Consider the following 12,411-nt stretch of genomic DNA (forward strand, 5'->3'; position numbering starts at 1 on the left):
CGCGGCGTCGCGACGCCCGGCACACCGAGAGCACGCACCGAACGCCGCTCCTTCTCCCACGGAGATCCATCAGAAGCCCCCTAGGAGGCGAACAGCCGCACCGGCCAAGCCGCATGCACCTCCGCCCCGATCTCCAGCAACGGCGCCGACGCCGCCGGCAGCACGTCGACCCCCGCCGCCGGCACCGCCGCCCCCGCGGACACCGCCCGGTCGACCACCCGGTCCAGCTCCGGCGCCAGCCGGGCCAGCGCCGCCGTCGCCTCGAACGGGTCGAGGCTCAGCAGCCGCACCACCGCCGTCGCCGGTCCGCTCACGCTCTCGTAGACCGCGCAGTACGCCGCGTCCGCAGGGCCCAGACCGGCCGCCCTGGCCGTCAGCCCCAGCACCACCGGCTGGTGCGCCCCCTTGGGGAACTCCCGCGCCAGGGCGTCGAGTTCGGCGCTCGGCCAGGTCGCCCGGGCCGCCCGCATCAGCTGTCGGCCCAGTTTCCGCGCGGCTGCCCGCAGCGCCGGGGACGGGGTGCGGGCGTCCGCCGCCGCGTCCAGCGCCGCCGGGTCCGCCCCGGCGGCCGCCGCCGCGGCCAGCGCCGCCGCCACCAGTCCGGTCGTGTGCAGCCTGCCCCGGCAGAAGGCCTCCAGGTCGGCCGCGCCGGTGATCCGGCCCGCCTTCACCGCCGCCTCCGCCCCGCCGGAGTGCGCATGCCCTCCGGCGGGGAAGCGGCCGTCGGCCAGGACGAGAAGTGCTGCCCTTGTCACATCGAATTCCTCACAGCCGTCGCCACCGTCGCCCCCCTCAGAACAGGAAGTAACGCTGGGCCATGGGAAGTTCGGCCGCCGGAGTCGCCTCGACCAGTTCCCCGTCGATGTGCACGGCGAAGCTGTCGGGGTCGACCCGGACGAGCGGCCGGGCGTCGTTCTCCCGCATGTCCGCCTTGGTCACCGCGCGCGTGGACTCGATGGCGACGAACCTCTTGCCCAGCTGGAGCCGCTCCGGCAGCCCGTCCTCGATCGCCAGCGGGGCCACGAAGTTGAACGAGTTGGCGGCGGGGGCGCGGCCGATCGCGCCGAACATCGGACGCGGCAGGATCGGCTGCGGGGTGGGGATCGACGCGTTGGCGTCTCCCATCTGCGCGTAGGCGATCTGGCCGCCCTTGATGACGAGATGCGGCTTGACGCCGAAGAACGCCGGCTCCCACAGCACCAGGTCCGCGAGCTTGCCGCCCTCGACCGAACCGACCTCGCGGGCCAGCCCCTGCGCGAGCGCCGGGTTGATCGTGTACTTGGCGATGTAACGGCGGACGCGGTGGTTGTCCGCCCGGCCGTCGCCCGGCAGCGCGCCCCGGCGCCGCTTCATCACGTGCGCGGTCTGCCAGGTCCGCAGAATGACCTCGCCGACCCGGCCCATGGCCTGGGCGTCGGAGGAGATGATCGAGATCGCGCCGAGGTCGTGGAGTATGTCCTCCGCGCCGATCGTCGAGGGGCGGATCCGCGACTCGGCGAAGGCGAGGTCCTCGGGGACCGCAGGGTTGAGGTGGTGGCACACCATCAGCATGTCGAGGTGTTCCTCGGCGGTGTTCACCGTGTACGGCCGCGTCGGGTTGGTCGAGCTCGGCAGCACGTGCGGCTCGGAGACGACCGTCATGATGTCCGGCGCGTGCCCGCCGCCGGCGCCCTCGGTGTGGTACGCGTGGATGCCGCGGCCGGCGATCGCGGCGAGCGTGTCGCCCACGAACCCGGCCTCGTTGAGGGTGTCCGTGTGGATGGCGACCTGGACGCCCGTCCGGTCGGCGACGGTCAGCGAGGCGTCGATGACGGCCGGGGTCGAACCCCAGTCCTCGTGCAGCTTCAGGCCCAGCGCCCCGCCCCTGATCTGCGACAGCATCGCCTCGTGCGAGACGGTGTTGCCCTTGCCGAGGAAGCCGATGTTCAGCGGGTACTGCTCCATCGCCTCCATCATGCGGGCGAGGTGCCACGGGCCGGGCGTCACGGTGGTCGCCTTCGAGCCCTCGGCGGGCCCGGTGCCGCCGCCGACCAACGTCGTGACGCCCGCGGACAGCGCCTCGTCGGCGATCTGGGGGCAGATGAAGTGGACGTGCGCGTCGACCGCGCCGGCCGTCAGGATCCGCCCGTTGCCGGCGATGATCTCGGTCTCCGGGCCGATCACCAGGTCCGGGTGGACGCCGTCCATCGTGTCGGGGTTGCCGGCCTTGCCGATGCCGGTGATCCGCCCGTCGCGGATGCCGACGTCGGCCTTCACGACACCCCAGTGGTCGACGACGACCGCGCCCGTGATGACGGTGTCGGGCGTGCCGTCTGCGCGCGTAGCGCGGGACTGGCCCATCGACTCCCGGATGACCTTGCCGCCGCCGAAGACGGCCTCCTCACCGGCGAGGCCGGGGCCGCCGCAGCGGTCCTCCTCGATCTCGATCAGCAGGTCGGTGTCGGCGAGCCGGATGCGGTCACCGGTCGTCGGGCCGAACAGGTCGGCGTACGCGCCGCGCGAGATCTCAGGCATCGAGAGCACCTCCGGTCTCCCCGCGCAGACCGGGCACGACCCGGGCGCCGGCCAGGGGGACGAGTTCGACGTCGACGGGGAGCCCGGGCTCGAAGCGCACGGCGGTGCCGGCGGCGACGTTCAGCCGCTTGCCGCGCGCGGCGGCGCGGTCGAACTCCAGGCCCGGGTTGGCCTCGGCGAAGTGGTAGTGGGAGCCGACCTGGACCGGCCGGTCGGCGGCGTTGAGCACGGTGAGCCGGGTGACCTCGCGGCCCTCGTTGTAGACGACCGGCTCGTCCGCGAACAGGATCTCTCCGGGAATCATCGCGGCCCCCTCAGACGATCGGATCGTGGACGGTGACGAGCTTGGTGCCGTCCGGGAAGGTGGCCTCGACCTGCACGTCGTGGATCATCTCGGGGATGCCCTCCATGACGTCGTCGCGGGTGAGGATCTTGCGGCCGGAGGACATCAGCTCGGCGACCGTACGGCCGTCACGCGCGCCTTCCAGGATGTGCGACGTGATGAGGGCCACGGCCTCCGGGTGGTTGAGCCTGAGTCCACGGGCCCGCCGCTTCTCGGCGACGTCGGCCGCCACGTGGATCAGCAGCCTCTCCTGCTCGTGCGGGGTCAGTTGCACGTCCCACCTCACATCCTCGCTCCGGACCGTGCGGGGCCCGGTTGCCGCGGCCACGGGGAAAAGCCCCTGGTGGCATGGACGGGCAGGCTAGTTGGACCGCATTTCGAGCAAGTTAACCGAGCTGTGACGTATACGACACGGCGGCCGTCCCGCGAGCCGTTGCGAGGGTCACCTCGGGTTCGGCCCCCGGTGTTCCGCCGCGATCCCGAACCGCTGCTGTTCGCGAGGAGCGGACGCGACCTCGCGCACGGCGGAGACCGAGCTGATCACCGGCTCCTCCGCGGGCCGGTCCAGCTCGTCGAGTCGCTCCAGGTCGGCAGCGGAGACGAGGGCGACGAGAGGTTTGCCGTGCCGTGTCACGACGACGCGCTCACCGCCGTACACCACGCGGTTGATCAGGTCGGCGAGCTCAGCCCTGGCTTGTGTCACCGGAATCTCGTAGGCCATGACCCCATTCTAACGTCACGTACGTCCTGTACATTTTTTACAGATACCGGCAGACTTCGACGCACAGCGCCAAGCACCGACAGACACGACAGGCACCGACAGTCATCGAAGGAGGGGGCACGATGAACCGACCGTCCGCCCGCTATGTCCTGCCCGAGTTCACCGAGCGCACCAGCTTCGGGACGCGGACGATGGATCCGTACTCGAAGCTGCTGGAGGAACGGATCGTCTTCCTCGGGACGCCGATCGACGACACCTCGGCGAACGACGTGATGGCCCAGCTCATGTACCTGGAGCACCAGGACCCGGACCGGGACATCGCGCTGTACATCAACTCCCCCGGCGGCTCCTTCAGCGCGATGACGGCCCTCTACGACACGATCCGGTACGTCACCTGCGACGTGGAGACGACCTGCCTGGGCCAGGCGGGCTCGTCCGCCGCCGTGCTGCTCGCGTCCGGCACGCCGGGCAAGCGGTTCGCACTGCCGGGCGCGCGGATGACGATCCGCCAGCCGTCGCTGCCCGGGCCCGTCGAGGGACAGACCAGCGATCTCGCGATCCGGGCCGAGGAGCTGGCCCGCATCCGGGCGAGCCTGGAGGAGATGCTCGTCCGGCACACCGGGCGGACGCCGGAGCAGGTGACCGCGGACATCGAGCGGGACAAGATCCTCACCGCCCCGGAGGCCCTGGAGTACGGCCTGGTGGACGCCATCATCCCGAGCCGCAGGCCCGCGGCCGGCACGCAGGGCGGGAGGTGAGCCGCCGATGGTGCCCGAACTTCCGCCGCTGCCCGCCCTGACGCACGCAGAGGCCGAGTTGATCGACGGTTACCTGGACGTGGTCGACCTGCTCGGCCGGATCAACCCCGCCCACCACGGGGACACCTACCGCGGACTGCGCGCGGCCCAGGCGCTGGTGGCCAAGGCGACCGCGCTGCGCGACGCGCTGACGCTGATGCACCAGCGGGGCGAGAGCGAGCTGCACGCGCCGACCCTCGCGCGGGCGCTGCGCGTCCTGGACGGGGAGCGCCGGACGGCGCGCGTCACGGTGCCTCCGCTCTCCGACAGTTGACCCGGCGTCCGGCCCGGCAGCCGACGCGGGCCGCGCTCCGGTCCGGGCGGCGCGCGCCCCGAACGAGACGTCCGGACCGGAGTTGAAACGGACCGGACGGGTTACCCCCGTTCGGCGTAGCGGCCGTTGCTTTTCGGGCTCGCCGGAGTTGCGCAAAAGCGTTCTTTTCGGGCGGAACAAAAGGCTCCGTCGCTGGTCCGGGGCCCTTTGGCGTCCTTGACAGCTGATCGGCCATCAGGGTGTCCACCCGAACGGGTGAGTGGTGAGTAACCCCACAAATCCCCGGTTCCGTTGGGTTTTTCGGACATGAGTGAGCCAAGATCCCTGACTGACGACAAGCCCCCGCCACAAGCGGCGGGGCGGTCCGGGCGGACGCCGAGTCCTGCCGCCGCCCGGATGCCCGGTCGACAGAAGTGCATCGGCAGGAGTGGAGGACCCAGGCACGACGGGTCGCCGGAACGATCGTCTCCGCATGGGAGGCGCCGGGCCGAGCAGCCCTTGGGGTGAAGCCGCAGTTGCGGCCGGGCAACTTTGTCAGCCCGAATCCGACAGGTCATCCTTCACAGGCGGCTGACGAAGGGTTGCGCATGACTGCGCTCAATCGTGTCCCGTCGCTCATGGTCCGGGCCGGTACGGCCTCGGCGTTCGCCATCGCCGCTGTGGGCGGCACGATCGTGGTCCCGGGGCTCGCCTCGGACGCCGCGGCCGCCACACCGGCGACGAAGGCGCTCCAGATCGCGGCCTCCAAGAAGGGCGCACCGTACAAGTACGGGGCCACCGGACCGAAGAGGTTCGACTGCTCGGGGCTCACGCTGTACTCGTACAAGAAGGCGGGCAAGAGCCTGCCGCGTACGGCGGCACAGCAGTACAACAAGACCAAGCACATCTCGGCGTCGAGCCGCAAGGCAGGCGACCTGGTCTTCTTCCACTCGGGTTCGAACGTGTACCACGTCGGGATCTACGCGGGCAACGGCAAGATCTGGCACTCGCCGAAGACCGGAGACGTGGTGAAACTGCAGAAGATCTGGACCAAGAGCGTCTGGTACGGCCGGGTCCGCTAAGGACCTGTCCGAGGCGGTGGCGGCGTCCGGACGCGCCGTCATCGCCCCGGGATCTCGCCCTCCGCCGGGGCTTGTGCCGCCAGGGCTCCGGCCACCGGCTCCGCCGCCGCGGACGTCCACGGGAGTTCGACGGTGACCGTCTTGCCGCCCTCCCGGGTGGGCCGCACTCTGAGCTTGCCGCCGCACTCCGCGGTCAGCCAGCGAATGATCACCATGCCTCGGCCGTTGTCCTGCTGGACGGCGGCCGGCAGTCGTTTGGGGAAACGCGGGTGGCTGTCGGTGACACCGATGCGCAAGTGTTCGTCACGGTCGAGGACGAGGTCCACCGTGAAGGTGGGTGACTGACCGAAGGTGTGCTGTACGGCGTTGGTGGTGAGTTCCGAGACGATCAGCAAGATGGCGTCGGCCGTCTCCGTGTCCGCCGGCAGACCCCATTCTCCGAGGGTGCCGGCCACGAAACCGCGGGCTGTGGAGACCGAGGCGGGATCGCTCGGCAGAATGACGGATGCTTCCAGGTGATCTGCCATGGCGACGTCGTCCCTTTCCCATGGGACCGGGGTCCGACACGGAGCGGAAGGTTCGAGTACGGTCCCGGACTGGTGCTTCTTCGCCAGACTGCCATTACCGCGCCGGTCACGGGTGGCGATCCACCAAGATATGCATATATCTGTCGCTCAATGCGGTGAACTCTGCGACGGCAGAGCGTATTTGGACGGCCCGTAAGGAGTAAGGAGGAGCCCGTGCAGCACGGACCCGCGGTACGCCGCCGGAAGCTGGGCGCCGAACTGCGCAATCTGCGCGCCCATGCGGGCCTCACCAGTGGTGAGGCCGCCCGGCTCGTGGGCTGGCACCAGTCCAAGGTGAGCCGCATCGAGACGGGCACCAGTGGGTCAAAACCGGCCGATGTGCGGTTACTCCTCGACGCCTACGGGGTGGCCGATCCGCAACTGCGGGAGCTGATGCTGGCGTTGGCCGGCGCCGACGGCAGCGGCGGCCGGGACCACTGGTGGCACGCCTACCGCGGGGTGCTGCCGCCCACCTACCGGGACTTCATCAGCCTGGAATCCCAGGCGAGCGCGATGCGCACGCTGGAGACAAGTGTGGTACCGGGGCTGTTGCAGACTCCCGAGTACGCCCGCGCGGTGACCAGGGCCGCGGTGGAGGGCGTCACGGAGGAGCAGCTCGACACGCTGGTCGCGGTGCGACTGGCCCGGCAGGACGTGCTGCGCGCGCAGCCGCCGCTGGAGCTGAACGCGGTGCTGGACGAGGCGGTGCTGCGGCGGGAGGTGGGCGGCCCCGAGGTGATGGCGCAACAGCTCGGCCGGCTCGTGGAGGCCGCCCGACTGCCCCAAGTGCGGCTACAGGTCCTTCCGTTCGCCGCCGGGGCGCATATCGGCGTAACCGGACCTTTCGTTATCTTCTCATTTTCGCGCACTTCTGATCTGGATGTGGTTGTTCTCGACCACTTGACGAGTAGCCTCTATCTGGAACGGAAAGAACACCTCGAGGCCTACACCGAGGCCTTCAACGCCCTTCGGGCGCATGCCCTTTCGCCCGGGGACTCATCGGATTACATCGCCGCGATAGCAGGCGGCGCGTAAGGAGGCACCATGTCCGCAGTACCGCGGAACGTACCTTCCAGTACCGATCCCGACCAGCTCCCGGCTGTGCTGTGGCTGCGCAGCAGCTACAGCACGGGAGCGAACAACTGCGTCGAGACGGCCCGGCCGGCCGCAGGCCCCTGGGCCGGTCTGCTCGCCGTACGCGACTCCAAGGACCCGGCCGGCCCCGCCCTGCTCTTCTCCCCCGAGAGCTGGACGGGTTTCACCGCCGCGTTGCGCTGACCGCACCGCAGTAGTCGGCGCACCCGTCAGCGGCGACCGACCCACCAGTCAGCGGCGACCCACGGCCGTGTCACGCCGACTCATGGTCGCGTCTCGCCGATCACCCGTACAGCGCGTTCCAGCTCGGCCCCGGAGAGGTCGGCCCGGGCGGTCAGCCTGAGGCGTGAGATGCCGTCGGGCACGGAGGGAGGACGGAAGCAGCCCACGGCCAGGCCTGCCGAGCGGCAGTCCGCCGCCCACTGCACGGCCTCCTCCGGGGACGGCGCACGCACGGAGACGACCGCGGCGTCCGGACGCACCGCTTCCAGGCCCGCGGCCGTCAGGCGTGCGTGCAGCTCGCCCGCCACCGCACGCGCGCGTGACGCCCGCTGCGGCTCCCCGCGCAGCAGCCGCAGGGCCGCCAGGGCCGCGCCCGCCGCCGCCGGGGCCAGGCCCGTGTCGAAGATGAACGTGCGGGCCGCGTTCACCAGATGGTCGATCACGCGCGCGGGGCCCAGCACCGCGCCGCCCTGGCTGCCGAGCGACTTGGACAGCGTGACCGTGACGACGACGTCGTCGGCGCCCGCGAGACCCGCCGCGTGGGGAGCGCCCTGTCCGCCGTCCCCGAGCACGCCGAGGCCGTGGGCGTCGTCGAGGACCAGTCCGGCGCCGTGCGCCCGGCAGGCGGCCGCGAGGGCGGCCAGCGGGGCGGCGTCTCCGTCGACCGAGAAGACGGTGTCGGAGACGGCCACGGCCGGTCCCTCATGGGTGCCGAGCGCCTTGCGCACCGCGTCCGGGTCGGCGTGCCCGACGACCTGGGCGGTGCCGCGGGCCAGCCGGCAGCCGTCGATGAGCGAGGCGTGGTTGCCCGCGTCGGAGACGATCAGCGAGCCGTGCGGGGCCAGCGCGGTGATCGCGGCGAGGTTGGCCGCGTACCCGGAGGAGAAGACCAGGGCCGCCTCGAACCCGCAGTGCTCCGCCAGCTCCCGCTCCAGCTCGCCGTGCAGCTCCGTGGTGCCGGTGACGAGCCGGGAGCCGGTCGCGCCGCCGCCCCAGGTCCGGGCGGCCGCCGCGGCCCCCTCGACGACCTCGGGATGGCGGGCCAGGCCCAGGTAGTCGTTGCTCGCGAGGTCGAGGAGCGGCGAGTCGGCCGGACGGGGCCGCAGCGTCCGTACGAGTCCGGCCCGGCGGCGCAGCTCCGCCTGCTCGTCGATCCAGCCGAACGCCATGGGTCCTCCGGGGATTTTGTAGGTAGCGGACAGACCCTAGCGGCCGGGCCGCCCACCCACGGTGTGGCAATACCCACACGTCGAACCGGGTGTGTTGTGCGATCCCTACCTTGGCCCGAAGCAGGTGCGTAGGACAGGATCGGCTCTCATGGACCTGCTGAACACGCTGGTGGACAAGGGGCTTCGGCGCGAGCTGCCGACCCGCGAGGAAGCGCTGGCCGTCCTCGCCACTTCCGACGACGACGTGCTCGATGTGGTGGCCGCGGCCGGCAAGGTGCGCCGGCAGTGGTTCGGGCGCCGGGTGAAGCTCAACTACCTCGTCAACCTCAAGTCGGGGCTGTGCCCCGAGGACTGCTCCTACTGCTCCCAGCGGCTCGGCTCCACGGCCGGGATCCTGAAGTACGCCTGGCTCAAGCCCGACGAGGCCTCCAGGGCCGCGGCCGCCGGGCTGGCCGGCGGGGCCAAGCGGGTCTGCCTGGTGGCGTCCGGGCGCGGCCCGACGGACCGGGACGTGGACCGGGTCGCGGGCACCATCAAGGCGATCAAGGACCAGAACGAGGGCGTCGAGGTGTGCGCCTGTCTGGGGCTGCTCTCCGACGGCCAGGCCGAGCGGCTGCGCGAGGCGGGCGCCGACGCCTACAACCACAACCTGAACACGTCCGAGTCGACCTACGGCGAGATCACCACCACCCACACCTACGCCGACCGGGTGGACACGGTCCAGAAGGCGCACGCGGCCGGTCTGTCGGCCTGCTCGGGTCTGATCGCCGGCATGGGCGAGTCGGACGAGGACCTGGTGGACGTCGTCTTCTCGCTGCGCGAGCTGGACCCGGACTCGGTGCCGGTCAACTTCCTCATCCCGGTCGAGGGCACCCCGCTGGCCAAGGAGTGGAACCTCACCCCGCAGCGCTGTCTGCGGATCCTGGCGATGGTGCGGTTCGTGTGCCCGGACGTCGAGGTGCGCATCGCGGGCGGCCGCGAGGTCCATCTGCGCTCGATGCAGCCGCTCGCCCTGCACCTGGCCAACTCGATCTTCCTCGGCGACTACCTCACCACCGAGGGCCAGGCCGGCAAGGCCGACCTTGAGATGATCGCGGACGCCGGGTTCGAGGTGGAGGGCGCGGAGCAGGTCACCCTGCCGGAGCACCGGGTGACGGCGGACGGTGGCGGCGGCTGCGGTTCGCACGCCGACGCCGGGTGCGGATCGCACGAGGGGGGCGGCTGCGGGTCGCACGAGGGCGGTGGCTGCGGGTCGCACGAGGGCGGCGGTGTCTGCGGGACGGCGGCTGCCGCGCCGGCCGCGAGCGAGCCCCGTACGGACCTGGTCGCCGTGCGCCGTCGGGGCGCCGGCACCGATCTCGCGCCCAATGCCTGAGCTGCCCTCGTTCGACGTCCCGGAGCTGCTGGAGCTCGACCGGCGGCACGTCTGGCATCCGTACGGGCCGATGCCCGGCCGGGTGGACCCGCTCGTCGTGGAGTCGGCGAGCGGGGTGCGGCTGCGGCCGGCGGACGGCTCGGGCGAGCTGGTCGACGGCATGTCGTCGTGGTGGTCGGCGATCCACGGCTACCGCCACCCGGTGCTCGACGAGGCCGTGCGCGAGCAGTTGGGCCGGATGAGCCACGTGATGTTCGGCGGGCTCACGCACGAGCCCGCCGTCCGGCTGGCGAAGCTGCTTGTCGACATGTCGCCCGAGGGCCTGGAGCATGTCTTCCTGGCCGACTCGGGGTCGGTGTCGGTCGAGGTCGCGGTGAAGATGTGCCTCCAGTACTGGCGTTCGCTGGGCCGCCCGGCCAAGCAGCGGCTGCTGACCTGGCGCGGCGGCTACCACGGCGACACCTGGCAGCCGATGTCCGTGTGCGACCCCGAGGGCGGGATGCACGACCTGTGGACCGGGGTGCTGCCCCGGCAGGTCTTCGTCGACCCGCCTCCGGTCGCGTACGAGGAGGCGTACGCCGACCTGCTGCGCGCGGCGATCGAGCGGCACGCCGACGAACTGGCCGCGGTCATCGTGGAGCCGGTGGTGCAGGGGGCCGGCGGGATGCGGTTCCACTCCCCCGCCTATCTGCGGGTGCTGCGCGAGGCGTGCGACGCGCACGACGTGCTGCTGGTGTTCGACGAGATCGCGACCGGGTTCGGCCGCACGGGCGCGCTGTTCGCGGCGGAGCACGCCGCGGTGACGCCGGACGTGATGTGCGTCGGCAAGGCGCTGACCGGCGGCTATCTCACGATGGCGGCGGCCCTGTGCACGTCCCGGGTGGCCGACGGGATCTCGCGGGGCGATGTGCCGGTGCTGGCGCACGGCCCGACGTTCATGGGCAACCCGCTCGCCGCCGCCGTCGCCTGCGCCTCGATCGAGCTGCTGCTCGGGCAGGACTGGCTCGCGGAGGTCAAGCGGATCGAGGCGGGCCTGCGGGACGGGCTGGCGCCCGCCCTGGAGCTCCCCGGGGTGCGGGACGTCCGGGTCCTGGGCGCGATCGGGGTCGTCCAGCTCGACCATGAGGTGGACATGAAGGCGGCCACGGAGGCCGCCGTGCGCGCGGGCGTCTGGCTGCGGCCGTTCCGCGATCTGGTGTACACGATGCCGCCGTACGTCACCGGTGACGCCGATGTGGCACGGATCGCGCGCGCGGTGTGCGCCGCCGCGCGGGAGGGATGAGCATGCCGATCCTGGTGATCACGGGGACGGGCACGGAGGTCGGCAAGACGGTCGCGACGGCCGCGGTCGCCGCGTCGGCGCTGGCGGCGGGCCGGTCGGTGGCCGTGCTGAAGCCCGCGCAGACCGGCGTACGGCCGGACGAGCCCGGGGACGCCGAGGAGGTCGCGCGGCTCGCGGGCGCGCTCACCACGGCCGAACTCGCCCGCTATCCCGAGCCGTTGGCGCCGGCGACGGCGGCCCGGCGGGCGGGCCTGGCGCCGGTGCGGCCGCACGACGTGGTGGAGGCGGCCCGGAAGCTGGCCGCGGAGCACGACCTGGTGCTCGTCGAGGGAGCGGGCGGGCTGCTCGTGCGGTTCGACGAGGCGGGCGGCACGCTGGCCGACGCGGCGCAGTCGCTGCGGGCGCCGGTGCTGGTCGTGGCCTCGGCGGGACTGGGCACGCTGAACACCACGGAACTGACGGCCCGTGAACTGCGCTCCCGGAGAGTCCAGTTGTTCGGGGTCGTCATCGGCAGCTGGCCCGACTCCCCCGACCTCGCCTGCCGTTGCAACGTCGCGGACCTGCCGGAGGTGGCCGGAGCGCCGCTGCTGGGGGCGCTGCCCGCAGGCGTCGGCACGCTCCCGCCCGCCGACTTCCGTGCCGCGGCCCCGAGTTGGCTGGCACCGCGGCTGGACGGGACGTGGGAGGCGGAGGCGTTCCGCGCGAGGGCGACTGGCTGGGGCCTGTCCGGCGGATCAAGTCGCAGGAAAGCAGCGGCGACTGATCAGCCCAGGTGAGCGGGGTCATGGGGGTCCCCCCGCTCGAGCGCCGGCGAGAGTGGGGGAGTCGGCAACCGACGACAACGCCGCAGATCGGCGTGCCGGATCCCACGTCTGCGGCATGATCCGCCGGACAGGTTCTAGTGCCGCGGCAGGCAACGTTTGCCCGTCAAGGAGCGGCGTCCGGTGCGTGCTCTCGGCGTGCCGGCCGGAAGTCCTCGTACTGGACGTACT

The 12,411-nt window shown here is 71.9% G+C and carries 15 protein-coding genes and 1 riboswitch; of the genes, 8 read left to right on the forward strand and 7 right to left on the reverse strand.

The features are described 5' to 3' along the window. Positions 1-80: 80 nt before the first annotated feature. The 5 genes from AB0J04_RS43470 to AB0J04_RS43490 form a co-directional block, all read right to left on the reverse strand. Positions 81-755, reverse strand: a complete 675-nt coding sequence (locus AB0J04_RS43470) for an urease accessory UreF family protein (RefSeq protein WP_363174245.1) — start codon at positions 753-755, stop codon at positions 81-83. 37 nt (positions 756-792) lie between these two features. Continuing rightward, positions 793-2,514 carry an urease subunit alpha gene (locus AB0J04_RS43475; protein WP_363174246.1) on the reverse strand — a complete coding sequence of 574 codons (1,722 nt, stop codon included), beginning with the start codon at positions 2,512-2,514 and terminating at the stop codon, positions 793-795. Continuing rightward, complete coding sequence (locus AB0J04_RS43480; protein WP_358808349.1) at positions 2,507-2,818, reverse strand: urease subunit beta; 312 nt, start codon at positions 2,816-2,818, stop codon at positions 2,507-2,509. Before AB0J04_RS43480 ends, AB0J04_RS43475 begins: the two co-directional genes overlap by 8 nt. 10 nt (positions 2,819-2,828) lie before the next feature. After that, complete coding sequence (locus tag AB0J04_RS43485; RefSeq protein WP_101408483.1) at positions 2,829-3,131, reverse strand: urease subunit gamma; 303 nt, start codon at positions 3,129-3,131, stop codon at positions 2,829-2,831. Between the two features lie 168 nt (positions 3,132-3,299). After that, positions 3,300-3,578, reverse strand: coding sequence for a type II toxin-antitoxin system Phd/YefM family antitoxin (locus AB0J04_RS43490; protein ID WP_363174247.1), 279 nt, complete (start codon positions 3,576-3,578; stop codon positions 3,300-3,302). Between the two features lie 122 nt (positions 3,579-3,700). On the opposite strand from AB0J04_RS43490, the gene AB0J04_RS43495 reads away from it, so the two are divergent. From AB0J04_RS43495 to AB0J04_RS43505, 3 genes are all read left to right on the forward strand, one after another. Next, on the forward strand, positions 3,701-4,336 hold the full coding sequence (locus tag AB0J04_RS43495) for an ATP-dependent Clp protease proteolytic subunit (RefSeq protein ID WP_363174248.1): 636 nt from the start codon (positions 3,701-3,703) through the stop codon (positions 4,334-4,336). A 7-nt stretch (positions 4,337-4,343) separates the two neighbouring features. Next, complete coding sequence (locus AB0J04_RS43500) at positions 4,344-4,649, forward strand: hypothetical protein (RefSeq protein ID WP_363174249.1); 306 nt, start codon at positions 4,344-4,346, stop codon at positions 4,647-4,649. Between the two features lie 379 nt (positions 4,650-5,028). Continuing rightward, positions 5,029-5,233: riboswitch (cyclic di-AMP (ydaO/yuaA leader) on the forward strand. 3 nt (positions 5,234-5,236) lie between these two features. Next, positions 5,237-5,710: a C40 family peptidase gene (locus AB0J04_RS43505; RefSeq protein ID WP_363174250.1), complete on the forward strand. Its 474-nt coding sequence runs from the start codon at positions 5,237-5,239 to the stop codon at positions 5,708-5,710. Between the two features lie 38 nt (positions 5,711-5,748). Here AB0J04_RS43505 and AB0J04_RS43510 read toward each other — a convergent pair whose 3' ends face one another. Beyond that, a complete protein-coding gene (locus tag AB0J04_RS43510; protein ID WP_363174251.1) occupies positions 5,749-6,237 on the reverse strand; it encodes an ATP-binding protein in 489 nt (162 codons plus the stop codon). 213 nt (positions 6,238-6,450) lie between these two features. Between AB0J04_RS43510 and AB0J04_RS43515 the strand changes: the two genes are divergently transcribed. Both AB0J04_RS43515 and AB0J04_RS43520 read left to right on the forward strand, forming a co-directional pair. Next, positions 6,451-7,311 (forward strand): helix-turn-helix transcriptional regulator, encoded by an 861-nt coding sequence (locus tag AB0J04_RS43515; protein WP_363174252.1) that lies wholly within the window; start codon positions 6,451-6,453, stop codon positions 7,309-7,311. Between the two features lie 9 nt (positions 7,312-7,320). Beyond that, on the forward strand, positions 7,321-7,554 hold the full coding sequence (locus tag AB0J04_RS43520; RefSeq protein ID WP_363174253.1) for a DUF397 domain-containing protein: 234 nt from the start codon (positions 7,321-7,323) through the stop codon (positions 7,552-7,554). 80 nt (positions 7,555-7,634) lie between these two features. On the opposite strand, the gene AB0J04_RS43525 is transcribed toward AB0J04_RS43520, so the two are convergent. Further along, positions 7,635-8,762, reverse strand: a complete 1,128-nt coding sequence (locus AB0J04_RS43525) for an 8-amino-7-oxononanoate synthase (RefSeq protein WP_363174254.1) — start codon at positions 8,760-8,762, stop codon at positions 7,635-7,637. A gap of 148 nt (positions 8,763-8,910) precedes the next feature. Here AB0J04_RS43525 and bioB point away from each other — a divergent pair, with 148 nt between their 5' ends. Genes bioB through bioD form a run of 3 tightly spaced genes read left to right on the forward strand, consistent with a single transcriptional unit; the run spans position 8,911 to position 12,195 of the window. After that, entirely contained in the window at positions 8,911-10,137 is a 1,227-nt protein-coding gene (gene bioB / locus AB0J04_RS43530; protein ID WP_363174255.1) for a biotin synthase BioB, read from the forward strand. Continuing rightward, the gene (locus AB0J04_RS43535; RefSeq protein ID WP_363174256.1) at positions 10,130-11,419 is read left to right on the forward strand and encodes an adenosylmethionine--8-amino-7-oxononanoate transaminase; all 1,290 of its coding nucleotides are present in this window, start codon (positions 10,130-10,132) and stop codon (positions 11,417-11,419) included. The genes bioB and AB0J04_RS43535 overlap by 8 nt, the downstream gene beginning before the upstream one ends. Positions 11,420-11,421: 2 nt before the next feature. After that, positions 11,422-12,195, forward strand: a complete 774-nt coding sequence (gene bioD / locus AB0J04_RS43540; RefSeq protein ID WP_363174257.1) for a dethiobiotin synthase — start codon at positions 11,422-11,424, stop codon at positions 12,193-12,195. Positions 12,196-12,411 lie beyond the last annotated feature (216 nt).

The organism is Streptomyces sp. NPDC050263 (assembly GCF_040655955.1).
Taxonomy (GTDB): Bacteria; Actinomycetota; Actinomycetes; order Streptomycetales; family Streptomycetaceae; genus Streptomyces.

Coding starts and splice junctions, on each gene's coding strand:
- AB0J04_RS43495 (WP_363174248.1), top strand. CDS start 3,701: ATGAACCGACCGTCCGCCCGCTATGTCCTGCCCGAGTTCACCGAGCGC.
- bioD (WP_363174257.1), top strand. CDS start 11,422: ATGCCGATCCTGGTGATCACGGGGACGGGCACGGAGGTCGGCAAGACG.
- AB0J04_RS43480 (WP_358808349.1), bottom strand. CDS start 2,818: ATGATTCCCGGAGAGATCCTGTTCGCGGACGAGCCGGTCGTCTACAAC.
- AB0J04_RS43510 (WP_363174251.1), bottom strand. CDS start 6,237: ATGGCAGATCACCTGGAAGCATCCGTCATTCTGCCGAGCGATCCCGCC.
- AB0J04_RS43520 (WP_363174253.1), top strand. CDS start 7,321: ATGTCCGCAGTACCGCGGAACGTACCTTCCAGTACCGATCCCGACCAG.
- AB0J04_RS43535 (WP_363174256.1), top strand. CDS start 10,130: ATGCCTGAGCTGCCCTCGTTCGACGTCCCGGAGCTGCTGGAGCTCGAC.
- AB0J04_RS43525 (WP_363174254.1), bottom strand. CDS start 8,762: ATGGCGTTCGGCTGGATCGACGAGCAGGCGGAGCTGCGCCGCCGGGCC.
- AB0J04_RS43505 (WP_363174250.1), top strand. CDS start 5,237: ATGACTGCGCTCAATCGTGTCCCGTCGCTCATGGTCCGGGCCGGTACG.
- AB0J04_RS43500 (WP_363174249.1), top strand. CDS start 4,344: ATGGTGCCCGAACTTCCGCCGCTGCCCGCCCTGACGCACGCAGAGGCC.
- AB0J04_RS43475 (WP_363174246.1), bottom strand. CDS start 2,514: ATGCCTGAGATCTCGCGCGGCGCGTACGCCGACCTGTTCGGCCCGACG.
- AB0J04_RS43490 (WP_363174247.1), bottom strand. CDS start 3,578: ATGGCCTACGAGATTCCGGTGACACAAGCCAGGGCTGAGCTCGCCGAC.
- bioB (WP_363174255.1), top strand. CDS start 8,911: ATGGACCTGCTGAACACGCTGGTGGACAAGGGGCTTCGGCGCGAGCTG.